Raw genomic sequence first — 21,601 nt, 5'->3', positions numbered from 1 at the left:
ACGCCGCCCGGAGCAGGCTCGCTCCCACAGGGACTGTGTACTACCCCAGCCTGTCTGCAAATCGATACATCGTATCGAATTCAAGACAAAACCATCACGACCTGTCTGTCCCGGGCTTCGCGCCCTTCCTCATGAGTGTCTGTATTGATTTCAATACGGCCGCACCTTGCCAACCAATCTAAAAACAACTCAAGTAATTGATTTAATTAGACAAAATAACATTGGCACCACCCTTGCTATCAACCCTCAAGCCACGCTCGTTGCCCGACACGAGCCTGCCAATCGCCATCCGCCACCAGCAGCGGATGAGTCAGAACAATGAGGAGTTGATATGAGCGAATTGCGTTTTACCGTCGATCACGAGTGGCTGCGTCTTGAGAGCGATGGCCTGATCACCGTGGGTATTACCTCTTACGCCCAGCAAGCGCTGGGTGACGTGGTTTTCGTCCAGGTGCCTGAGCTGCGTGCCTTCAGTGCCGGCGATGAAGTGGCGGTGTTGGAGTCGGTGAAAGCTGCCAGCAGCGTGTACATGCCCTTGGACGGCGAAGTGGTCGAGGTGAATTCGACGCTGGAAAGCTCCCCCGAATTGATCAACGAGGACGCGCTGGGTGAAGGCTGGTTCTTTCGCATGCGCCCCAGTGATACCAGCGCAATGGGCACCCTCCTCGACCAGGCCGCGTACGAGCGCCTGACCAACGACGACGCTTGAGGATTTCTGCATGACCACCCTCCTCGACACCCGCAACGAATTCATCGCGCGCCACATCGGCCCGCGTGCCGGCGACGAGCAAGCCATGCTCAACAGCCTCGGCTTCGACTCGCTGGAAGCCCTGAGCGCCAGCGTCATTCCCGACAGCATCAAAGGCACCAGCGGCCTCGGCCTCGAAGACGGCCTGAGCGAAGCCGAGGCCCTGGCCTCGATCAAAGCCATCGCCGGCAAAAACCAGCTGTTCAAGACCTACATCGGCCAGGGCTACTACGGCACGCACACGCCGTCGCCGATCCTGCGCAACCTGCTGGAAAACCCGGCCTGGTACACCGCGTACACGCCGTACCAGCCGGAAATTTCCCAGGGCCGTCTCGAAGCGCTGCTGAACTTCCAGACCCTGATCAGCGACCTGACCGGCCTGCCGATCGCCAACGCTTCCTTGCTCGACGAAGCCACCGCCGCCGCCGAAGCGATGACCTTCTGCAAACGCCTGAGCAAGAACAAGGGCAGCCACGCGTTTTTCGCCTCGGTGCACTGCCACCCGCAAACCCTCGACGTGCTGCGCACCCGTGCCGAGCCGTTGGGCATCGACGTAATCGTTGGCGACGAGCGTGAATTGAGCGACGTGACGCCGTTCTTCGGCGCCCTGCTGCAATACCCGGCGAGCAACGGTGACGTCTTCGATTACCGCGCGTTGACCGAACGCTTCCACGCCGCCAACGCGCTGGTCGCGGTCGCGGCGGACCTGCTGGCCCTGACCGTGCTGACCCCGCCGGGCGAATTCGGTGCCGACGTCGCCATCGGCAGCGCGCAACGCTTCGGCGTGCCGCTGGGCTTCGGTGGCCCGCACGCGGCGTATTTCTCCACCAAGGATGCGTTCAAACGCGACATGCCGGGCCGTCTGGTCGGCGTGTCCGTCGACCGTTTCGGCAAGCCGGCGCTGCGCCTGGCGATGCAGACCCGCGAGCAACATATCCGCCGCGAGAAGGCCACCAGCAACATCTGCACCGCCCAGGTCTTGTTGGCCAACATCGCCAGCATGTACGCCGTGTACCACGGCCCGAAAGGCCTGACGCAGATCGCCCAGCGCGTGCATCACCTGACCGCGATTCTGGCCCAAGGCTTGAGCGCCCTCGGTCTGAGCGTTGAGCAAGCCAGCTTCTTCGACACCCTGACGATTAAAACCGGTGCGCACACCGCCACGCTGCACGACCTGGCACGCGCCCAACGCATCAACCTGCGCGTGGTCGATGCTGAACGTCTGGGCCTGTCCCTCGACGAAACCACCAGCCAGGCCGACGTCGAAACCCTGTGGGCCCTGCTGGCCGACGGCCAAGCGCTGCCAGATTTCGCCGCCCTCGCCGCTTCCGTTCAAGCGACCATTCCAGCGGCACTGGTTCGTCAATCGCCGATCCTCAGCCACCCGGTGTTCAACCGTTACCACTCGGAAACCGAGCTGATGCGCTACCTGCGCAAGCTCGCCGACAAGGACCTGGCGCTGGATCGCACCATGATCCCGCTGGGTTCCTGCACCATGAAACTCAACGCCGCCAGCGAAATGATCCCGGTGACCTGGGCCGAATTCGGCGCCCTGCACCCGTTCGCCCCGGCCGAGCAAAGCGCCGGCTACCAGCAACTGACCGATGAACTGGAAGCGATGCTTTGCGCCGCCACCGGTTACGATTCGATTTCGCTGCAACCGAATGCCGGTTCGCAAGGCGAGTACGCCGGCCTGCTGGCGATTCGCGCCTATCACCAGAGCCGTGGCGAAGACCGTCGCGACATCTGCCTGATCCCCTCGTCCGCCCACGGCACCAACCCGGCCACCGCCAACATGGCCGGCATGCGCGTGGTCGTCACCGCCTGCGATGCCCGTGGCAACGTCGACATCGAAGACCTGCGCGCCAAGGCCATCGAGCACCGCGAGCATCTCGCGGCATTGATGATCACCTACCCGTCGACGCACGGCGTGTTCGAAGAAGGCATCCGCGACATCTGCGGCATCATTCATGACCACGGCGGCCAGGTGTACATCGACGGCGCCAACATGAACGCGATGGTCGGCCTCTGCGCACCGGGCAAGTTCGGCGGCGACGTGTCGCACCTGAACCTGCACAAAACCTTCTGCATCCCGCACGGCGGTGGCGGCCCGGGCGTCGGCCCGATTGGCGTGAAGTCGCACCTGACCCCGTTCCTGCCGGGTCACGCGCAGATGGCACGCAAAGAAGGCGCGGTCTGCGCCGCACCGTTCGGCAGCGCGAGCATTTTGCCGATCACCTGGATGTACATTCGGATGATGGGTGGCGCGGGTCTGAAGCGCGCATCGCAACTGGCGATCCTGAATGCCAACTACATTTCCCGGCGCCTCGAAGAGCACTATCCCGTGCTGTACACCGGCAGCAACGGCCTGGTGGCGCACGAATGCATCCTCGACCTGCGCCCGTTGAAAGACAGCAGCGGCATCAGCGTCGATGACGTCGCCAAACGCCTGATCGACTTCGGCTTCCACGCCCCGACCATGTCGTTCCCGGTCGCCGGCACGCTGATGATCGAGCCGACCGAAAGCGAATCCAAGGAAGAACTGGACCGCTTCTGCGACGCCATGATCCGCATCCGCGAAGAAATCCGCGCAGTGGAAAACGGCACCCTGGACAAGGACGACAACCCACTGAAAAACGCCCCGCACACCGCGGCGGAGCTGGTCGGCGAGTGGACGCATCCGTACAGCCGTGAGCAAGCCGTTTACCCACTCGAATCCTTGATCGAAGCCAAATACTGGCCGCCCGTAGGTCGTGTCGACAACGTCTTCGGCGATCGCAACCTGATCTGCGCCTGCCCCTCGATCGCCGATTATCAGGACGCATAAAAACACCGCATACCCCTGTAGGAGCGAGCGATGCGGCGACCCGACTTGCCCGCGAAGTTTCTAGCGGTCTCGAGGGCCTCTTCGCGGGCAAGCCTCGCTCCTACAGATGCACGTCAGACCATTCAAAGAACAAACAGAGGATTCCACCATGTTCACCAAACACGACCAGATCAAAGGCTACGACGACGAACTGCTGGCGGCGATCAACGCCGAAGACGCACGACAAGAGCACCACATCGAGCTGATCGCTTCGGAAAACTACACCAGCCAACGGGTGATGGAAGCGCAAGGCAGCGGCCTGACCAACAAGTACGCCGAAGGCTATCCGGGCAAGCGCTATTACGGCGGCTGCGAACACGTCGACGTGGTCGAGCAACTGGCTATCGACCGCGCCAAACAGCTGTTCGGCGCCGATTACGCCAACGTTCAGCCGCACTCCGGCAGTCAGGCCAACGCCGCGGTCTATCTGGCGTTGCTGCAAGCCGGTGACACCGTGTTGGGCATGAGCCTGGCCCACGGCGGTCACCTGACTCACGGCGCCAAAGTCAGCTTTTCCGGCAAGCTCTACAACGCCGTGCAGTACGGCATCGACACCGTGACCGGGCTGATCGATTACGACGAAGTCGAACGCCTGGCCGTCGAGCACCAACCGAAGATGATCATCGCCGGCTTCTCCGCCTATTCGAAGACCCTCGACTTCCCACGCTTTCGTGCGATTGCCGACAAGGTCGGTGCTTATCTGTTTGTCGACATGGCCCACGTTGCCGGGCTGGTAGCGACCGGTCTGTACCCGAACCCGATTCCCTTTGCCGATGTCGTCACCACCACCACTCACAAGACCCTGCGCGGTCCTCGTGGTGGCCTGATCCTGGCCAAGGCCAATCCGGAACTGGAGAAAAAACTCAACGCCGCGGTGTTCCCCGGCGGCCAGGGCGGCCCGCTGATGCACGTGATCGCCGCCAAGGCTGTGTGCTTCAAAGAAGCCCTGGAGCCAGCGTTCAAGGCCTATCAGGCGCAAGTCATCCGCAACGCCCAGGCGATGGCCAAAGTCTTTATCGACCGAGGATACGACGTCGTGTCGGGCGGTACCGACAACCACTTGTTCCTGGTCAGCCTGATTCGTCAGGGCCTGACCGGCAAAGAGGCCGACGCCGCCCTCGGCCGTGCCGGTATTACCGTCAACAAGAACGCCGTACCGAACGATCCGCAATCGCCGTTCGTGACCTCCGGCCTGCGCATCGGCACGCCGGCGATCACCAGCCGTGGTTTCAAGGAAGCCCAGAGCATCGAGCTGGCGGGCTGGATCTGCGACATTCTCGATCACCTCGGCGATGCCGATGTCGAGGCTCAAGTCGCCAGGCTGGCTGCTGCGATGTGCACTGATTTCCCTGTCTACCGCGACTGATCCGCAGGCTGCGGGAGGGCCACGCCCTCCCGCTCGCGCACAAGGAAAAATGGCATGAGCGAAGTGGTGGAATCGACCGACAAAGTCCCGGTGAAAATCGAAGTCGAACCGCGCGTTCTCACTGCTGGATTCGATTCCCCTTGAACGCTTCAAACCGTGCTTTTCGCTCTTCGGTGTAAGCGGTGCTCGGCTCGCTGATCAGCTCTTCACGGCGCAAGAGTTCGCCGCAATGTTCGCAAAGTGGACCTAGCCCGGCGGGCTGGCCACAGGCTTTGTGGGTATAAACGACCGCTAACGGCTCCTCTTGCGACTTGCACCAGGTTTCTCCCCAGGCGCGCAGCGCAAGGACCACCGAATAGAAGGCCTCCCCTTTCGGCGTGAGGTGATATTCGTAGCGTGGCGGCCGCTCGTTATAAGGACGGCGCGCGACGAGCCCATCAGCCTCCATTTTTTTCAGGCGTGCGGCGACCATTTGCGGGGTTCCCCCGGTCTGCGCCTGGATCTCGTCGAATCGATGGCTCCCCATGAACAACTCACGCAGGACCAACACGGTCCAGCGGTCGCCCACGATTGCCTCAGCCCGTGCAATCGGGCACAGGGTTTGAGCAGCACTTGTGTTTCCCGACATAAGGACTTGCCTCTTTTACAGTTGCTATGATTATCATATCTACAGCGTGCCAAGGCAAGCCCACGGCACGGGTCATCCAAAATCCCTGGAGAAAATCGCCATGTCCAAAGCCATTTATCCCCTCAACAGAACCGCCTACCTGCTGGTCGATCCTTACAATGATTTTCTGTCGGAGGGCGGAAAGGTCTACCCCTTGATCGAACCGATTGCCGAGCAAGTCGGCCTGCTCGACAATCTGCGCGCCCTCGATCGCGCCGTCCGCGCACTCGACATTCCGGTGGTCATCGTACCGCACCGCCGTTGGGAGCAAGGCGACTACGAAGGCTGGGATCATCCAAGCCCAACCCAATGCAAGGTCATGCACATGCATCACTTCGCACGCGGTGAATGGGGCGGCGAATGGCACCCCGATTTTGCGCCAAAGGACGGCGACATCGTCGTTAAAGAGCACTGGGGCTCGAGCGGTTTTGCCAATACCGACCTGGATTTTCGCCTCAAGCAGAAGAGCATCACGCATGTGATCATCGTTGGCCTGCTGGCGAATACTTGCATCGAGGCAACCGCCCGCTACGCAGTGGAACTCGGCTACCACGTCACACTGGTGCGTGATGCGACCGCTGCCTTCAAGCCGGAAATGATGCAGGCCGCGCATGAACTCAACGGCCCCACGTTCGCCCACGCCATTGTGGCGACGGACGAGCTGATCGCGTCCCTGGCACAGCAGGGTGACACGCAATGAAATTGACTGGAAACCTCATCATTGGCGCAAACGAAGTCCCGGCCACTGACGGGACGATGAAGGCGCTCAACCCCGCAACCAACCTGTTGATCGAGCCGGATTTCGCATTCGGTGGTGTGGCGGACGTCGACCAGGCTGCAACGCTCGCCGACGAAGCATTTGACCGTTACAGCCATACCTCGCTCACCCGGCGCGCGGCGCTCCTGGAAGGCATTGCCGATAATCTCGACGCTGTCCGCCACGAGCTTGCCGCACGGGCCGCGCTCGAAACGGGCCTGCCTGAGGCTCAGCTTGAGGGCGAAGCGGCAAAAGCCGCCACCCAGTTTCGCCAGTTCGCGGATGTCGTGCGCAAAGGACGCTTCCTCCAGTTGGCCGTCGATCCGGCACAGCCTCATCGTCAGCCTCGCCCACGCATGGATCATCGCCTGCAGAAAATTGCGATCGGCCCGGTGGCTATTTTCGGTGCGAGCAACTTTCCCATTTCATATTCGGTCGCAGGTGGTGATACCGCTTCAGCGTTGGCGGCAGGCGCGACCGTCGTAGTGAAGGCGCATAACGCTCATCCAGGCGCATCAGAAATTCAGGCGCGAGCCATCCGCAAGGCGGTGCAAGAGAACGGACTGCCTGAGGGTGTTTTCTCGATGGTACGTGGCAGCGGCAACACGATCGGCGAAGCCTTGGTCGATCATCCGTTGATCAAGGCCGTGACGTTCACCGGCTCGGAGCATGGCGGCATGGCGCTGTACCGGCGTGCGCAGCAACGCCCCGATCCCATTCCCGTGTTCACCGAGATGACCAGCGTCAACCCCACGTTCATCCTGCCCCATGCGCTGGCCGCACGTGGAGCGCAAATCGGCGATGGCTTTGCCGAGCGCATGCTGGTCAATGTGGGGCAAGCCTGTCTCAAACCCGCCATCCTCATCGCCATCAAAGAGGCTGGCTTTGAAGCGCTGCGCGCCGCCATGGTCAAGCGCGTCACCGAGGCCTCGGCGCGCACTATGCTGACGCCGGGTATTCATGCGTCCTACTTGAGCGGTGTCGCCGCAATGGAGAGCGTTGGTGCAAGTCGCGTCGCCGAAGGTGTGGCTTCCAGTGCGGAGGTTGATGGCCAATCGGTGTTGCATGAGGTCGACGGCCAACGTTTCCTGGCCGAGACGGTACTTGCGCAAGAAGTATTCGGTCCGTCAGCGCTGCTGGTGAACGTCAAGGATGAGGATGAACTGCTCGCCGTCGCTCGCTCGCTCAAGGGCCAGCTCAGCGCTGCCATGCACCTTGATGAGCGCGATATGCCACTGGCTCATCGCTTGCTGCCGGTCCTGGAGCGGCGCACCGGGCGTATCGTCGTCAACGCCTTCGCGCATCCACAGGAGGTGACCTTCGCCACCATCCACGGCGGACCGTTTCCGGCCACGTCGGAAAGCCGCTTCACCTCGGTTGGCATGACCTCGATTGAACGCTTTTTGCGCCCGGTGTCCTACCAGGGTTTTCCTGATGCGCTACTGCCTGAATCATTGCGTGAGGTTAATCCCTTGGGGCTACCTCGCCTGGTAGACGGTCAATAAACGCTAGCCAGTTTGGCAAGATTAATGCCTGCCAAACTGGATCTGGCCATCGTTTCTGACCGCGGACAGCCTGAAATCGACGGAATAATCGAACCGCTGGACGGCTACGCCGTATAAGCCCGCAGGCTCAGTCCTTGGCCGCCATCGCGGTGACTTCCACGCGCATGCCTTCAACCGCCAGGGCGGCTACGCCAACGGCGGCGCGAACCGGCCAGGGCTTGGCGAAGAAGCGCTGGTAGACCTCGTTGAAAGCGGCGCGGTCGGCCATGTCGGTGAGGTAGATGGTCAGATGCAGAACCCGGTCCATGGAACTGCCGGCGTGCTCCAGCGCAACCTTGAGCGCCTGCAGCGTGCACTCGCTCTGCTCGATGATGCCGCCCAGTTCGAGGCTGCCGTCGGCGCGGGTGGGGATCTGAGTGGAGACCAGCAGACCGCCGAAACCGGCAACGTCGGAGGAGATGGATTCCGGATCGGGGTCGGGGAGAAAGGTGATGTCGTGGTTTGCCATGGGGATCTCTTGTTTGAGGGGTAAAGGGACGTCGAGTATACGCTCCGCTATTTGGTGTTTAGGGCTGAGATAAACCCCAACGCGAACGAAAACGCGATACCCCAAGCCGCCCCCTTCAAAGGCAAGCCCAAAGATGCGGTGAGCAGATACAACAAGCGCCGAGTAACCTGTGGCGAGGGAGCTTGTCGGACCGCCGCACCGTCCCGCTGGGCCGCGCAGCGGCTCCCAAAAGGGAACAACTGCCCAACCCAACATCAGTTACCCACTCATGACAGCAGACCGCACCTATTCAGGTGGGTCGATCAGATCCAGCAATCGGTTTGCCGTGATTTCAGCCACCATGACGCTATTGGAAATGCCCAACAGGGAATAGCGCGAGCAACCATCCAAGAGGTCCACCAACTCGTGAACATCACATCAACTGAGGCCAGGGTTTCGACCAGAAAAACCCCTAGGGTTTCGGTCGTGGCCTCTGGGTCCACGGAAAACAGGGTGCTGCGTGTTCGCGGGGAGGCTTTGATGTCGGCAATCGACGGGAAGTGGAAGTCGAGAGCCCGCTCGGCGGCTTCGTTGAGTTTGTTTGAATCGGGTTCGTACGGGGAGACCGGATCGGTGTCCGGCGGGTTCGGTGTGACCTTGAACATGGTAAATCCTCGTTTACTGGTGGAGCTGCCACGTTCGTTTCCAAGCGAAGGGGTGGCAGCTGTACGCAGGTTGGAAAACCAGGGTAAACGAGCCCGGCAGACCTAGAAGGTCTCCCACGCACAGCCGCCATAACGGAATGCACATAGTGCGAAAAAGTACGTTATGAAGAGTGCCTTAGTGTCGTTTACCCGTCGAGTTTCCAAGCCCGACCGCTGAATCATCAGCGACACGGAAACGATAGAACCAAGGCCCACGACACACAAGCCGGCGGATTCTGGCGCAGCCGTAGGCAATGGCGCAAGGTCTTGTAGCTTTCAGGAAGTAACCTTGCGGGCGTTTAAACAAGCACCCTTCGACGGTGTTGAATGTGCAGGCGCGCACGACCTACACGCTGTGAAACTTGCTCGTTCAAGCCTGTGACTCCATGGCATCGGCCAGTGTCATGGCCTGCAACAATGCGGGCTATGTGGAAGGCACCCACTGCAATACCCTGCTAGCGCTTCAGCAGCTCATCATGCTGAGGGAGCTGGCGGTGAATCGAATACTGGGTAACGCACCGTATATCCGAAAGCTATACGCCGTGTAGACATTAGCTACACAGCAGACATAGAATCGACGCCGAGGCCGTCTCTCTCAAGACTCTCCGGGCCACGTCAAAGGAGTCGAAATATGAAAAACAAGTACACGCTTGATCTACTAACGCCTTAAGGAGGCAACGGTTTCAAAATCCAACTACCCACAGATGGGAAAAAAGACCATGTCCGCAAGAACAGAAAGCATTGAAAAAACCAAACCCGTTCCAATCAACATGAGAACGGACGAAAAGAAACGTAACCTGATCGATCTGGCAGCTGCCATGTCAGGTCGCGATCGAACGAGCTTTATTCTGGAAGCGGCTTGTCAGAAAGCTGAAGAAGTGATTCTAGACAAGCGATTGTTCCTTCTCGACGACGTTGCATTTGACGCATTTGAACAGGCCATTGAAGCCAACCCGATCCGAGGTAACAAATGTCTTCACCAACTTCTCGAACGTCCAAAGCGGTGGAGCTAACGGCTCCAGAAAAACTGAACGACCAACACATACTTGATCAGTTCGATTCGGGTGAACCGTCAATCAATGATTACCTTCAAAGGCAGGCACGAAAAGCACAGGCCGCCAAACAGGCGGTTGTCTACGTTTGTCGCCGCAAAGGAACGCAGATCATTATGGCGTTCTTCACCCTGTCCAGCGGTTCAATAGCGCGCGCCAACGTCGTTCCGAAAAGTCATCAACGCAACTCGCCAAGCGTACATCCAGTAACGCTGCTGGGCCGCATGGGCATAACGCTTGAAGCTCAAGGCCAAGGTTTTGCAATCGACTTGCTGCAAGACGCGATAGAACGAGCCATTACCGCATCGGAATCTATTGGGTCCAGCGCAATCATTGTTCATCCGCTTAACGAGTGCCTGGCGAACTTCTACATCAAGTACGCAGGGTTTATACCGTGCCCGGAAATTTCACCCATCACGTTAATGTTGCCGCTCCGGTAGTACCTGATGTAACGCCATACCCGCTATAGCTCTCGCGATAGCGGGTTAGTTTTTATTCAAGATATTTAACTTTTTATTTCTCAACAATCCTAACTCGAGTCGTGGTAGCGGTCTAAAGGCTGTTTACATCAATGCCCCGATGCAGGATGCGATTCGCGTGCAACACCCTCATATACCTGACTGGACGCTTTGGTAATGAAACGACTCATCCCATTACTGGGCCTTCTGCTCATAGCCGGTTGCCAGGCAGCGGAACCGCTACCAGCAAAAAATGACCCTAAGTCTCAATGGTGGGAACTGGCGTTTACCGAACCCCACTACATGAAGGTGTGGGTGGAGGACAGTGCCGTAGAAGACATAAGCGGCAAGGTGTTTCACCACACCGGTGGCGGCTTGGCCTCGGGCGGCCAACCAGATGACGGCACAGAGTCTGCCAAAGGTTGGCGAGGCGTTGGCGGTTCCGGCAAAGCAGTAATCGGCGCTGATCTACCCAAACGCATTTTCGTGCGCTGGCAGTCCATCGTAGAGCCGCAGACCTATAAAGTCTGGGTGGACATCCCCGAGCAAGCCAGACAACTAATGCGTTCATCGATCATGCAACGTTGCCCGCAAACCCCGGAACAAGAGGCGCGATACATGGCCGCTATTTACATGGGCCTAGCCCCCGGTGGCGTCATACAGGTATGGGTCAGAGACTCATGCCACCGTCCCGTCGAGGTGGCGCATGCCCAAGCAGAGGTTGAGCCTTTGGGCCCCAGCCAAGGGAAGAATGAAGGCCGTTATGCTTACCCTGTGAGTGAAAAGTCCAAGCGCTACATCGAACAATTCGGAATACCTTACGGCAGCTGGTGAGTGCCCAAACTGTCTTGCTCTGGAGAATCGCAGCCAAGTCGCTGTACTTGGGCGCCCCTGCTCACAGAAAAAACTGGAGGCGCAATCAAGAAGCCTTCAGCGGTAAGGGTGGGTGTGGATCTGAGCGCGGGCTTGACCTCTGCCCCCCGCCCCGACTCAAGGCGCATTGACCACGATATAAGTCACATCGCTGCCCTGATACTGCGGTTGATACCAGGTTGAACCGCATTGCATGTAAGCCGTGTTGTACTGGATGACTTGTACGCAACTGGTGGGCAATTGCGCAGGCGTGAAGATGGACCCGACCACCGCCGCTGTCACCGCGACCGTAGCGGTGACCGCTGCCGCCGTGGCGATCGGATGGTAGTGATTGTCGTAGCCATAGCGGCCACGACCGTCTACGTCGATGTCCACGTCGCGACTGTTGTCGATGTTGACGTTACGGGTGCTGTTGTTGATGTTGGTTCGGTTGCCGACGGTGTTCCCGGCGTTGACCCGATTTCCAGAATTGGCTTTGTTGCCCGCGTTGACCCGATTCCCCGCATTGACCTGAGTCGCTCGTTGCGCGGTATTGCCGGTGTTGATGCGCTGAGCCCTTTGGGCAGTGGGCGCCGGCGCACGATTGACCGATGCCCTGGCGTGACCTTGTGCGCGCTGGGGTCGGGCATCCACATCAGTGACCAGGCTTAGCGTCAGTACCGAGGTGGTTGCGAGCGATAACAACAGGCTCCACGACATCGTCCTGTTCATGTCATTCCCCTTCCTGATCACTGGCTTTCTTCAAAGGAATCGCCACATCGCCTTTACCCGGTGCGAAGGTGAAGATCGAGTCCTTGATGCCCGGCTTCAGGTTCCAGTGATACACCGCGCTGTATTCCGGAAAACCCGGCGAATCAGTGGTAGTGATCACCAGTTTGCACGGCAGCGGTTGCTCGGACCGGGTGATCCACAACTGCCAATCAACGCCCTCCTGCCGAAAGGCCAGGTGATCACACAGTTGCCCCTTGATCGTCGACGGGCCGACGTACAGCGCCTCTTTCAGCGCATCGATTTGTGCCTGATCGCTGCCAAACAGAAACAGGTCTTCCATGGGTATCTGAATCCCGTAATGATTTTCTATCAAGTGCAGCGTATCGGAGACTTTAGGCGGTGCATCCACGGTGGTGTAGTACTTGAGAAACGGTGAATACTGGGTCAGTTTCTTGCCGTTGTAGAAGAACTCTCGCGTTCGAACATCGCCTTCCGTCTTGGCATACATCCGATCGCGACCCACCACTTTCAAGACAGTAGAGGCCTCGGTCTTGATCTTCTGGCCAGACTCCAGAACCGTATCCCGGGATACTTCGGCGTCTACCTGAAACGTTGGCAGGCCGCGCAGGTAGTTGCCCATATCGATGAGTTTATCGACCACTTGCGGGTTGACCGTCGGGGTGGCATCCGGTGTTGGCGGATCGTCGGCACGCGCCCCGGGGGTCAGCGCCAGGGTGAACAACAGGCAGAAAACACTCGCGTTGGCTTTCATTGATCCCGCTCCTGGCCTGTGCACGTGCTTAACGCCCCGGTATCAAGGCTGATTATTAAGCCTAGACGCGGCGTGACCCGTTCGCCAGAAGGGCCAGAAACACTATGGGCAAACCCGAGCGGAGCACTCTATGATTGAAGCCCATGACGACCACGCCTCCGATTCGCCAACCCTGCCCGCCCGGCGCCTGCGACTGCGGGCGTGACCCGCTGCTGGAAACACCGGGGGCGGACGTGCGCATCCTGTTTCTGACCCGTTCAGAGGAAAAGCGCCTGATCGAACGCCTGGAAAACCTCCAGAGCCTGAGTGACCTCGAGCGTCTGCAACAGCGGATGTTTGAGCAGTTGGGCATCCGAGTGAGCATCGTCCCCGGTTTCAACGAAGTACGCACCATGCGCGGTATCGGTATCAACCTCGGCGACCAGCCGGGGTTATGCCGCAAAACCCGTCAAGCGATCCCGGCCGCGATTCGCCGCGGTCTTGAGCGGCGCCCGGAGATTGCCTACGAGCTGCTCAACGCCAACGACCTGTTGCGCGACGCGTGAAATCAGTCCGATGAAGCCTGTCTCATTGGTGAAACAGGGTTCATCTACGGACTTATACAAAGGTAACGAAAACAGGATCAGCGGTCATACGCAGAGTCTGAGCCGCTGCTATGCCTTCTCATGGGAGAAATGGTTTCAAGCCAGTCAAGGATGAAGCTGGAAACACACGCGTGACCGTGGTCCCGGCGCCAGCCAGGTGCGCGAAGAGCAACAGGTGCCCATCCTTCGCAGGAGGTGGCAGATGTTATTCATAGTCAGTTGGTCTATCAGTTCGGCAAATCGTAACAGCGCGATCGAGCGTTTCCTCAAGACCGGGGGTGCTCCACCCGCTGGCGTCAAAATGCTGGGGCGCTGGCACGCCGTCGGTGGCGCAACCGGTTTTGGCGTGGCAGAAGCCAATGATCCGGTAGCGATTCAGAAGTGGGTGCTGGAATGGAGCGACCTCATGACCATGGAGGTCCAGGCGGCACTGACCGATGAACAGATGGCGCCGCTGCTGGCAGCCGCTGTCGGCAAGCAATAGTCGTTGGGGCGGCGAGCCGCGCTCGCCGCCTCATGCCTGCGTATCGGCAACCGAACTTTTACGTGCCCATGGGCGAATTCTGGCGTTGCGGCCGGAGCCACCTATGCTCTGAACGAAGGCACCGACATCAATCCATGGAGCACACACCACAATGAACCTGTCCCGAAAACTGTTTATTGGCGCTGCGCTGGCCAGCCTGCTGCTCGGCGGTTGCACCTCGAAAGTCACCGAGCGTGAGCAGTATTCCGGCTTCCTGTCCAACTACAACAACTTGCAGCAGGTCACCACTACCAGCGGCGAAACAGCCATGCGCTGGGTGAGCCCGTCCTGGAATCCAGATGCCTATAACACCGTGGCCTTCAACAAACTGGAGCTCTACCCGGCGCCACAGCCCAACGAGCGGGTCAACCGGCAAACCCTGGACGAGCTGCAGAACTACATGACCAGCAAGACCAAAGGCGTGCTGGGCCAGAAATACCGGGTGGTGTCGAGCGCAAAATCAGCGCCAGCCGGTTCAAAAACCTTGATCATGCGCGCGGCGATCACCGGGGTGAATGCCGAAAACGAAGGCATGAAGTGGTATGAAGTGGTTCCGGTAGCCGCCGTCGTGGGGGGTGTTTCCGCTGTCAGTGGCCATCGCGATCAGGACACCACACTGTTCATCGAGGCCGAGTTCATCGACGCCAGCAACAACCAGACCGTGGCCAAAGTGGTGCGCAAAGTCTTTGGCAGTACGCTGTCAAACGCCAGCCAGAAAATCACCACCAAGGATTTCAAAGTGGCGATCGACAAGCTGACCAGTGATCTACAGGCATTTATCAAATAGTCCGATTGCTTTTTGTAGGAGCACGGCTTGCCGGCGATAGCGTTCTCAAGGGCGCTATCGCCGGCAAGCCGTGCTCCTACAAGGGTGTGTATGGCTATTTTTTCATCCCGACCCGCCGCCGCATCTCGGCGGTGATCGACTGCCGGGTTTTCTTCAGGTCCGCCCAAGGTTCATCACCGACCTCGGCCAAGCGTTCATGCACAGTGTGCACGTTCCACTGATTCCCACCCCTGAGCTCGCCCACCTCCTCCCGAAAGATCGGCACTGACACCGGCAGCCCTTCGCGGGTGCGCACGGCGTAGGCGCAAATGGTGGTGGCGCCCAGACCGTTGCGCAGGTAATCGATGAAGATCCGCCCTACCCGGTTCTTCGGTCCCGACACGGCGGAAAAACGCTCCGGCAGCAACTTGGCCATGTGGCTGACAATTGCGTGGCTGAAGTCTTTCACCTCGTCCCAACCGAGCTTGCGGGTCAGTGGCACCATCAGGTGAATCCCTTTGCCGCCGCTGGTCTTGAGGAACGCCTTGAGCCCCAACTCATCGAGTACCGACAGGGTCAGTTGAGTCGCCTCCACCATGCTTTTCCAGGGCAGCGCCGGGTCCGGGTCGAGGTCGAGGACAAAGCGGTCGGGTTTGTCGAGGTTGTCCGAGGTCGCATTCCAGGTGTGCAGCTCAACGGTGCTCATTTGCACGGCGCCGATCAGGGCTTCTGCATTGTTGATGATCATCACCGGTTGGCCGGTGAGTTCTTTGTCCAGAGTGGTGATTCCCGGAATGGCCAGGCGCTCAGCGTTCTTCTGGAAAAACAGTTCGCCAGCGATGCCATCCGGGGCGCGAACCAGCGCCACTGGCCGGTCCTTCAATTCGGGCAAAATCCATTCGGCGACGCTGGCGTAATACTCGGCCAGTTGCACTTTGGTGGTGCCGCTGCTGGCATCGATCACCCGGTCCGGGTGAGTAATGCGCACCTTGCCCGCGCCCAGACCGATTTGTGATGGCGCGGGTGCGGCTTGGGCGGTTTTCTTTTTGGACGCGGCAGAGGGTTTTTCTGCAGGGGCTTTTTTAGCGGCTTTGGGCTTCACGGCTTTTGGACGCTCCTCGGTAATGTCTTCGGCAGGTTTATCGTCACGCAGACCATGGAACACCGCATGACGGACTGAACCTTCTTTGGTCATTTCGGCAAAAGCGACCTCAGCCAGCAGCGTGGGCTTGAGCCAATGCACACCCTTGGCGTCAAAACCGGTCGGTGGATTCACCACTGAACTCTTTTTGCTTTGCAACGGTTTCAGTTGCTCGTAGATGCGCTTGAGCGTCGTCTCGTTGAACCCGGTGCCGACCTTGCCCGCGTAACGCAAATCACCGCTGTCGCGGTCATGCAATCCCAGCAGCAGCGCACCAAAGGCATTGCGCGAACCTTTGGGATCGGTGAAGCCAACGACGACGAACTCCTGCCGATGCTTGCACTTGAGTTTGATCCAGTCGCTGCTGCGCCGTGAAACGTAAGACGAGCCCAGGCGCTTGCCGATCAACCCTTCCATCTGCATTTGGCAGGCGCTGTTGAGCAATGCTTCCGGTTCTTCACTAAAGGCATCGGAGAAGCGCAGCAGCGGGTCTTTATTGGGGTTGAGCACCGTCGACAGCGCAACCCTTCGCTCCTCGACAGGCACCTCGCGCAGGTCCACGCCGTTGAGGTAAGGCATGTCGAACAGGTAGTAGACGATGTTGCCGCTGCGGCCCGAGTCGAAGGCGTTTTGCAAGGCCTGGAAGTCCGGCACACCCTGCTCGTCGGCGACCACCATTTCACCGTCCAGCCAGGCGGATTCGAGACCCAGCGAAGCCAACGCCTCGGCTTGTCTGGGCAGTTTATGGGTCCAGTCGTGACCGTTACGGGTGAAGAGTTTGACCTCGTCGTGGTCGACGCGGGCCATGATCCGATAGCCATCGAATTTGATCTCATAGCTCCACTCGCCGTCCGGGGCTTTTTCGACCAGTGTCGCCAGTTCCGGCTTGAGCAGGTCCGGCATTTTGGCTTTGCGGGCGCCCGTCAATGGCGCCGACTTTTCCTTGCGCGCCGCGGCGGCGGGTTTTTTGATGGGTTTGGGTTTGGCCGCGGTTTTCGGCTTTTTGGCAACGATGGTCCGATCACTGAGCACGCTGTCGGGCTCGGCGGCGACCACGTCGTAATCGCTTTCGGGTTTGGCTGCGCCGTCCTGATGCTTGATCAGAAACCATTGTTCTTGCTTGCCCGGCATGTGCGTGCGCACCAGATTCCACAGGCCGCCGAGTTTCTCGCCTTGCAGCTCGAACTTCAGCTTGCCATTGGCGTACGCCTTGGCCGGGTCGTCCTGAGGAATCCACACCCCTCGGTCCCAGACAATCACATCGCCGGCGCCGTAATGCCCTTCGGGAATGCTGCCCTCGAAGGTCGCGTAATCCATCGGATGGTCTTCGACGTGGACCGCCAGGCGCTTGACCTTGGGGTCCAGTGACGGGCCTTTGGGCACCGCCCAGCTTTTCAGTGCGCCATCGAGCTCCAGGCGAAAGTCGTAATGAAGGCGCGAGGCGTCGTGCTTTTGGATACAGAACTGCAAGGCATGGTCTTTCGCGTTTTTTTTGCCCCCGCGTTTGGCGGCGGCCGGTTCAGAGGTCGCCGAGAAGTCGCGCATGCGGTTGTAATCGTCCAGGCTCCTGGTCATGGCGCACCGGCTGACGACGTAACGGTTCCCCCGATGCCTGGGCCGATGCGCGTGACGATCAGGGCGACGACGGCAATGCGTTCCACCCGCTGATAGCCAGGGGTCAACAGTTCTTCACCGAACACGTCAGGATCGAGTTCGTGGTAAGTCCAGCCGAACATCGGCGATTCCAGACGCGGCGTCACCGCGTCCAGAAAAGGATCGAGACCATCGATCATCGCCACGCCGGTGTACAACACCAGGGAGCCACCGGGGGCCAACCGATACAGGGCCTGCTCGACAATGCGCAACGACAGTTGCGCGCCGAGTGCCCCGCCGCCATGCCGGTAAGCACGCTCGACGGGGTCGGCCATGTAGGGCGGATTGGCGACGATCAGGTCGAAGTTGCCGTCGACATCCTGCAGCACATCGCTGGCTTCGATGCTGACGTTAGCCACCTCGGCGAGCGCGGCGTTGATCGCCGTCATGCGTAACGCCATAGGGTTGATGTCCACGGCCAGCACTTCGGCTTCACGGCGAGCGCGGGCGATCACAATCGCCCCAACGCCCGCACCGCAGCCGATGTCTACGGCGCGCCTGATCGGGGCGAAGCTCTGTTGCAGATGGGCGTGAATCAGCCGGGCAAAACGGTAGGTGTCGGGTCCGAAGAACACCGCATCAACGGCGTCGGTGGGGTAGCCCGAATGCACGAACAGCAGATCATCGAGGCTTGACCAGCGCACATGACTTTTCAATCGACCATTGCTTTCCCCGAGGACGCCAGCCTGTTGCAACTGCCGCTGTTCATCCACCGACAACAGATCGGGTTCAAACGGCCGCGACCAACCAAATACTTCGCGCAGGGTCCGGGCGCTTTGCCCGAAGGCGCGATCATTGACCCGCTGATGGGTCAGCGGCGTTGGTGTGATGAATCGGTAACCGTCGGCCTGCAAGCGGCGCCCCAGTTGCAGCAAGGCCAGGTCAGCGGCGCTAAGCTGTTCTTCCTGATTCATGAAGGGCTCCCTATCGAAATCCGGATTTGAGTTCGATGAACCGTCGCGTGGCCATCAGGCCAGCCGGATGAGAGTGCCGATGGGCAGACAGCCATGGGATTAACACCTGCATTTGCTCGTCGGCGGCAAGCCCATTAAGTGTAGCTTGCAGGCGTTGGACATCCGGGTCATTGGCGGGTACTGGCGGTTCGGTCGCGGCACGGGTGCCACGTCGAACCGCTGCCGGCGATCGCTCAGGCCGCCAGTCTCCGGCGATCCAGTCGTGCAGCAGCTGTTTTTCGTAGGGGCTGAACACCCCGAACATGGCCGCGCCGTCGCCATCGATCAATTGCCAGAAACGGCTGGCTTGCGGGTCTTGGTGACGTTTGATCCAGCCTTTGTTTTCCAAGGCGATTAGGAAGCCTGGCAACTGCTCCGGCGACGAGAGCCATTGATTAACGGTCTTGCCTTCAAACCGGCAGTAATCGGAATGCATGTGCTGACCAAACGGCCGCTTGCGTTCAAGCACGTTCAGCAACTCGCCGTACACGTCGAACGACTCGATGATCGCGCGACTGCCCTGCCCCAGATCGTTGAGCCGATAACCCAGCGCGACCCTGCGTAGAAAGTCTTCGCGATCGCCTTCTACCGGCAGCAACTTCAGCACCGACTGCACGGCCTTTTGCGCGTGGCCAGTGCTGGCATTGTCGATGGTCACGTGCAGCGTGAAGTAATACGGATCGATACCCAACTCACTGAGTTCATAGGCGCTGATCAGCAAATGCAGCGGCAATTGTTCATAGCCGAGGTTGTAGCCGATCACCTCCGGCAAAAACGCGTCGCCGCAATAACCGAGCGCCAATTGCACCGCACCTTGCAGGTAACGCTCGTCTGCGATGAAGCAGCTGTCTTGCAAGCCATGCTCAGCGAGCAGCTTGCGGTAGATCACCACATGATTTTGCGCCGGGTTGCCGTCGCCCAACTCTTCCAGATAGGTGCAAATCAGCCCTTCGAAACGAGGGTCATGCCAGTGCGGCAGCAGGCCATACAGCCACGCACCGTCCACCAGTTTGGTCGGGGCAACGGCTTGCAGGAAAAACAACGCGTGCGCCTTGTTAGTGAAGAACTGCCGAGGCCCGCCTTCCTTGCGCTTTTGCAGGTAGTCGGCGTATTGGCGAGCGACTTCGACGGAGTGCTGTTCGACAAAGGTTTGCAGTGCCGACAGGTCTCGCGGCATGTCCTCAGGCAAGTCCGCTGCGTGCGCAAGTTGAGCCTCTAGGAAGGTTTTACCGAGTGCGCGCCGGTGTTCGGCATCGTCGCTCAGCAATAACTGTTCATAGATAAGTTTCATGCTGCCGTCGGTCGGAATCGAGTGTTCGTGGGCCGGCAGGGATTCAATTCGTGTCAGGGCAGTCATGGGTACGTCTCTCGGTCTGAGGCCAGTGGCAGGACGCTGGATCAGCACGTCTCTACATCAGCAGAGCGACACGCCTGGAAAAAAATTCCATCGGCGTTGAAATCGCCCGGACAGACGGACTTGTGGCGAGGCTCTTGGCGAACGTTCGAGTGAATATACTCAGCGAGTGTTGACTCATCCTTCGGAGAGCAATCATGCGCACGGTTCATGTCATCGAGCCCGAAAAAACCCCCGACCCGGTCAATGTCGTGGGTGAGGCCATCACGATTCTCGCGGGCGGGGATCGGACCAAGCCTTTTGAAATGCATATCCAGGAAGGCGTGCAAGGCGGCGGACCGCCCCCGCACTTTCACCCTTGGGACGAAGCGTTCTACGTCATTGACGGGCAAGTGGAAGTGACGGTTGCGGGCAAGTCCACCACCGTTTCACCTGGGGGTTATGTGCATATCCCTGGTGGGTCCATTCATGCTTACAAGAACATCAGCGCCACCGCGAAAATGATCGGTGTGGTGTCTGATCCGCGCGGTGGTCAGTTCTTTGCGGCGGTGGATCAGCTCAAAGTGCCGGAGGATCTGCCGCAGATACTGGAGATCGCCGAAAGTTTCGGAATTACGTTTCTGGTGCCGAAAGCAACCACGTCTTCGTAGGAATAATCTACGATCGTTCCCACGCTCTGCGTGGGAATGCCTCTCGGGACGCTCCGCGTTCCTTCTACGAAGTCAGAGCCATGCCCGGCATCTTAGTGACGCAGAGCGTCACCGGCTGCATTCCCACGCAGAGCGTGGGAACGATCATCAGGCCACGCCACCTTTGGCCTGTTGCTCCAGATGCACTTGCAGCTCCGGTTCGATCTTCAGCGCCGCAGCCAATTCATCCAGATAGCTACGTTCGGCGTCCTGCTGATCGTCCACCAGCATCACACTGGCCAGGTACATCTCCGCCGCCATGCCAGGATCCGTGGCCGACTGCGCCACATCGGCGGCGTCCAGTGGCCGTGCGACTTCATCGTCCAGCCATTGCTGCAATTGCGGGTCATCAGTATGGCGGCCGATTTCGGTGCTGATCATCTGCTTCTCGGCGTCGTCGATCCGGCCATCGGCCTTGGCCGCTGCAATCAACGCGCGGAGGATCGCATGGCTGTGGTCCTCGACTTCCGGGCCGGACAACAGGTCAACAGTGCGCGGTGCCTGCTGCGGCGCCGAGGCCTGGCTGCGTTGCCAGGCCTGATACGCCTGGAATGCCATCATCCCCAGTGACGCCAGCGCCGCGTAGTTTGTGCCACCACCTGACCGGGTCTGGGTCGAACCGCCTATGGCCGAGCCACCGCCCAGCAGACCACCGAGCAAACCACCCAGGCCACCGCCCCCGGCGTTTGAACCGGCGCCACCGCCCAACAGGCCGCCGAGCAATCCACCGAGACCGCCGAGGCCGCCTTGGGCCGACGCGCCACCGCCACCCTGTTGCGACATTGAGCCTTGGCCGGCCCGCAGAAGTTGCTCGAGCAGATCGCTGGTGTTCATGACGACGTCCTCATCGATGGGAGTGATCCAGTCAGGCAACGATAGTCCTCGCCGGCAAATGCGCCACCACCGTTTGGCTGACCCTGATGACCCTCGGCTGCGAGTGTTCTACCCTCGCTAACCCGATGCCCACAGGAT

Annotated in this window: 21 protein-coding genes and 1 pseudogene; 13 read left to right on the top strand and 9 right to left on the bottom strand. The window is 59.6% G+C overall.

Features of this window, described 5'->3' with window-relative positions; all coding sequences use genetic code 11:
• The first annotated feature begins 331 nt into the window (after nt 1-331).
• The 3 genes from gcvH (at nt 332) to glyA (ending at nt 4,980) form a co-directional block, all read left to right on the top strand.
• Nucleotides 332-709, top strand: a complete 378-nt coding sequence (gene gcvH, locus ACYZT5_RS02105; protein ID WP_462049570.1) for a glycine cleavage system protein GcvH — start codon at nt 332-334, stop codon at nt 707-709.
• Between the two features lie 10 nt (nt 710-719).
• Nucleotides 720-3,575: an aminomethyl-transferring glycine dehydrogenase gene (gcvP, locus tag ACYZT5_RS02100; protein ID WP_462049569.1), complete on the top strand. Its 2,856-nt coding sequence runs from the start codon at nt 720-722 to the stop codon at nt 3,573-3,575.
• A gap of 148 nt (nt 3,576-3,723) precedes the next feature.
• Entirely contained in the window at nt 3,724-4,980 is a 1,257-nt protein-coding gene (gene glyA, locus ACYZT5_RS02095; protein ID WP_462049568.1) for a serine hydroxymethyltransferase, read from the top strand.
• Nucleotides 4,981-5,098: 118 nt separating this feature from the next.
• On the opposite strand, the gene ACYZT5_RS02090 is transcribed toward glyA, so the two are convergent.
• Nucleotides 5,099-5,608 carry a winged helix-turn-helix transcriptional regulator gene (locus ACYZT5_RS02090; protein ID WP_462049567.1) on the bottom strand — a complete coding sequence of 170 codons (510 nt, stop codon included), beginning with the start codon at nt 5,606-5,608 and terminating at the stop codon, nt 5,099-5,101.
• A gap of 100 nt (nt 5,609-5,708) precedes the next feature.
• On the opposite strand from ACYZT5_RS02090, the gene ACYZT5_RS02085 reads away from it, so the two are divergent.
• Together ACYZT5_RS02085 and ACYZT5_RS02080 are read left to right on the top strand one after the other, a co-directional pair.
• Complete coding sequence (locus ACYZT5_RS02085) at nt 5,709-6,347, top strand: cysteine hydrolase family protein (protein WP_462049566.1); 639 nt, start codon at nt 5,709-5,711, stop codon at nt 6,345-6,347.
• Entirely contained in the window at nt 6,344-7,909 is a 1,566-nt protein-coding gene (locus ACYZT5_RS02080) for an aldehyde dehydrogenase (NADP(+)) (RefSeq protein WP_462049565.1), read from the top strand. The genes ACYZT5_RS02085 and ACYZT5_RS02080 overlap by 4 nt, the downstream gene beginning before the upstream one ends.
• Before the next feature lie 127 nt (nt 7,910-8,036).
• Here ACYZT5_RS02080 and ACYZT5_RS02075 read toward each other — a convergent pair whose 3' ends face one another.
• Nucleotides 8,037-8,417: a RidA family protein gene (locus tag ACYZT5_RS02075; RefSeq protein WP_462049564.1), complete on the bottom strand. Its 381-nt coding sequence runs from the start codon at nt 8,415-8,417 to the stop codon at nt 8,037-8,039.
• Nucleotides 8,418-8,702: 285 nt separating this feature from the next.
• Nucleotides 8,703-9,061, bottom strand: a pseudogene (locus ACYZT5_RS02070) (DUF6124 family protein).
• 425 nt (nt 9,062-9,486) lie between these two features.
• Here ACYZT5_RS02070 and ACYZT5_RS02065 point away from each other — a divergent pair.
• The 4 genes from ACYZT5_RS02065 (at nt 9,487) to ACYZT5_RS02050 (ending at nt 11,444) form a co-directional block, all read left to right on the top strand.
• Nucleotides 9,487-9,648, top strand: coding sequence for a DUF6124 family protein (locus ACYZT5_RS02065; RefSeq protein ID WP_462049563.1), 162 nt, complete (start codon nt 9,487-9,489; stop codon nt 9,646-9,648).
• 171 nt (nt 9,649-9,819) lie between these two features.
• Nucleotides 9,820-10,113, top strand: coding sequence for a type II toxin-antitoxin system TacA family antitoxin (locus ACYZT5_RS02060; protein WP_462049562.1), 294 nt, complete (start codon nt 9,820-9,822; stop codon nt 10,111-10,113).
• On the top strand, nt 10,071-10,592 hold the full coding sequence (locus ACYZT5_RS02055; RefSeq protein WP_462049561.1) for a hypothetical protein: 522 nt from the start codon (nt 10,071-10,073) through the stop codon (nt 10,590-10,592). Before ACYZT5_RS02060 ends, ACYZT5_RS02055 begins: the two co-directional genes overlap by 43 nt.
• Before the next feature lie 195 nt (nt 10,593-10,787).
• Nucleotides 10,788-11,444: a DUF2931 family protein gene (locus tag ACYZT5_RS02050; protein WP_462049560.1), complete on the top strand. Its 657-nt coding sequence runs from the start codon at nt 10,788-10,790 to the stop codon at nt 11,442-11,444.
• A gap of 156 nt (nt 11,445-11,600) precedes the next feature.
• On the opposite strand, the gene ACYZT5_RS02045 is transcribed toward ACYZT5_RS02050, so the two are convergent.
• Nucleotides 11,601-12,194: a hypothetical protein gene (locus tag ACYZT5_RS02045; RefSeq protein ID WP_462049559.1), complete on the bottom strand. Its 594-nt coding sequence runs from the start codon at nt 12,192-12,194 to the stop codon at nt 11,601-11,603.
• 1 nt (nt 12,195) lies between these two features.
• Nucleotides 12,196-12,966, bottom strand: coding sequence for a DUF2092 domain-containing protein (locus ACYZT5_RS02040; protein WP_462049558.1), 771 nt, complete (start codon nt 12,964-12,966; stop codon nt 12,196-12,198).
• A gap of 143 nt (nt 12,967-13,109) precedes the next feature.
• Here ACYZT5_RS02040 and ACYZT5_RS02035 point away from each other — a divergent pair, with 143 nt between their 5' ends.
• The 3 genes from ACYZT5_RS02035 to ACYZT5_RS02025 all read left to right on the top strand — a co-directional run bounded on the left by ACYZT5_RS02035 (nt 13,110) and on the right by ACYZT5_RS02025 (nt 14,860).
• Entirely contained in the window at nt 13,110-13,511 is a 402-nt protein-coding gene (locus tag ACYZT5_RS02035) for a hypothetical protein (RefSeq protein ID WP_462049557.1), read from the top strand.
• A 241-nt stretch (nt 13,512-13,752) separates the two neighbouring features.
• The gene (locus ACYZT5_RS02030; protein WP_462049556.1) at nt 13,753-14,034 is read left to right on the top strand and encodes a DUF3303 domain-containing protein; all 282 of its coding nucleotides are present in this window, start codon (nt 13,753-13,755) and stop codon (nt 14,032-14,034) included.
• Nucleotides 14,035-14,185: 151 nt separating this feature from the next.
• Complete coding sequence (locus tag ACYZT5_RS02025) at nt 14,186-14,860, top strand: DUF3313 domain-containing protein (protein WP_462049555.1); 675 nt, start codon at nt 14,186-14,188, stop codon at nt 14,858-14,860.
• A gap of 94 nt (nt 14,861-14,954) precedes the next feature.
• On the opposite strand, the gene ligD is transcribed toward ACYZT5_RS02025, so the two are convergent.
• The 3 genes from ligD to ACYZT5_RS02010 are packed head-to-tail and all read right to left on the bottom strand — an operon-like array spanning nt 14,955 to nt 19,943.
• Nucleotides 14,955-17,555, bottom strand: a complete 2,601-nt coding sequence (ligD, locus tag ACYZT5_RS02020; RefSeq protein ID WP_462049554.1) for a DNA ligase D — start codon at nt 17,553-17,555, stop codon at nt 14,955-14,957.
• A complete protein-coding gene (locus ACYZT5_RS02015; protein ID WP_462049553.1) occupies nt 17,552-18,547 on the bottom strand; it encodes a methyltransferase in 996 nt (331 codons plus the stop codon). Before ACYZT5_RS02015 ends, ligD begins: the two co-directional genes overlap by 4 nt.
• Nucleotides 18,548-18,557: 10 nt before the next feature.
• Nucleotides 18,558-19,943, bottom strand: a complete 1,386-nt coding sequence (locus tag ACYZT5_RS02010; protein WP_462049552.1) for an iron-containing redox enzyme family protein — start codon at nt 19,941-19,943, stop codon at nt 18,558-18,560.
• A 194-nt stretch (nt 19,944-20,137) separates the two neighbouring features.
• On the opposite strand from ACYZT5_RS02010, the gene ACYZT5_RS02005 reads away from it, so the two are divergent.
• On the top strand, nt 20,138-20,590 hold the full coding sequence (locus tag ACYZT5_RS02005; RefSeq protein ID WP_462049551.1) for a cupin domain-containing protein: 453 nt from the start codon (nt 20,138-20,140) through the stop codon (nt 20,588-20,590).
• Nucleotides 20,591-20,737: 147 nt separating this feature from the next.
• On the opposite strand, the gene ACYZT5_RS02000 is transcribed toward ACYZT5_RS02005, so the two are convergent.
• Entirely contained in the window at nt 20,738-21,463 is a 726-nt protein-coding gene (locus tag ACYZT5_RS02000) for a tellurite resistance TerB family protein (RefSeq protein ID WP_462049550.1), read from the bottom strand.
• Nucleotides 21,464-21,601: the final 138 nt, after the last annotated feature.

The sequence above is a fragment of the Pseudomonas sp. LB3P14 genome (assembly GCF_054898045.1).
Note: the sequence above shows the minus strand (reverse complement) of the source record. Positions and strands in the feature narration are given on the sequence as shown.

Coding starts and splice junctions, on each gene's coding strand:
- ACYZT5_RS02080 (WP_462049565.1), top strand. CDS start 6,344: ATGAAATTGACTGGAAACCTCATCATTGGCGCAAACGAAGTCCCGGCC.
- ACYZT5_RS02030 (WP_462049556.1), top strand. CDS start 13,753: ATGTTATTCATAGTCAGTTGGTCTATCAGTTCGGCAAATCGTAACAGC.
- ACYZT5_RS02000 (WP_462049550.1), bottom strand. CDS start 21,463: ATGAACACCAGCGATCTGCTCGAGCAACTTCTGCGGGCCGGCCAAGGC.
- ACYZT5_RS02005 (WP_462049551.1), top strand. CDS start 20,138: ATGCGCACGGTTCATGTCATCGAGCCCGAAAAAACCCCCGACCCGGTC.
- gcvP (WP_462049569.1), top strand. CDS start 720: ATGACCACCCTCCTCGACACCCGCAACGAATTCATCGCGCGCCACATC.
- ACYZT5_RS02085 (WP_462049566.1), top strand. CDS start 5,709: ATGTCCAAAGCCATTTATCCCCTCAACAGAACCGCCTACCTGCTGGTC.
- ACYZT5_RS02050 (WP_462049560.1), top strand. CDS start 10,788: ATGAAACGACTCATCCCATTACTGGGCCTTCTGCTCATAGCCGGTTGC.
- ACYZT5_RS02045 (WP_462049559.1), bottom strand. CDS start 12,194: ATGAACAGGACGATGTCGTGGAGCCTGTTGTTATCGCTCGCAACCACC.
- ACYZT5_RS02075 (WP_462049564.1), bottom strand. CDS start 8,417: ATGGCAAACCACGACATCACCTTTCTCCCCGACCCCGATCCGGAATCC.
- ACYZT5_RS02035 (WP_462049557.1), top strand. CDS start 13,110: ATGACGACCACGCCTCCGATTCGCCAACCCTGCCCGCCCGGCGCCTGC.
- ligD (WP_462049554.1), bottom strand. CDS start 17,555: ATGACCAGGAGCCTGGACGATTACAACCGCATGCGCGACTTCTCGGCG.
- ACYZT5_RS02060 (WP_462049562.1), top strand. CDS start 9,820: ATGTCCGCAAGAACAGAAAGCATTGAAAAAACCAAACCCGTTCCAATC.
- ACYZT5_RS02025 (WP_462049555.1), top strand. CDS start 14,186: ATGAACCTGTCCCGAAAACTGTTTATTGGCGCTGCGCTGGCCAGCCTG.
- ACYZT5_RS02090 (WP_462049567.1), bottom strand. CDS start 5,608: ATGTCGGGAAACACAAGTGCTGCTCAAACCCTGTGCCCGATTGCACGG.
- ACYZT5_RS02040 (WP_462049558.1), bottom strand. CDS start 12,966: ATGAAAGCCAACGCGAGTGTTTTCTGCCTGTTGTTCACCCTGGCGCTG.
- glyA (WP_462049568.1), top strand. CDS start 3,724: ATGTTCACCAAACACGACCAGATCAAAGGCTACGACGACGAACTGCTG.
- ACYZT5_RS02055 (WP_462049561.1), top strand. CDS start 10,071: ATGTCTTCACCAACTTCTCGAACGTCCAAAGCGGTGGAGCTAACGGCT.
- ACYZT5_RS02015 (WP_462049553.1), bottom strand. CDS start 18,547: ATGAATCAGGAAGAACAGCTTAGCGCCGCTGACCTGGCCTTGCTGCAA.
- ACYZT5_RS02010 (WP_462049552.1), bottom strand. CDS start 19,943: ATGACTGCCCTGACACGAATTGAATCCCTGCCGGCCCACGAACACTCG.
- ACYZT5_RS02065 (WP_462049563.1), top strand. CDS start 9,487: ATGGCATCGGCCAGTGTCATGGCCTGCAACAATGCGGGCTATGTGGAA.
- gcvH (WP_462049570.1), top strand. CDS start 332: ATGAGCGAATTGCGTTTTACCGTCGATCACGAGTGGCTGCGTCTTGAG.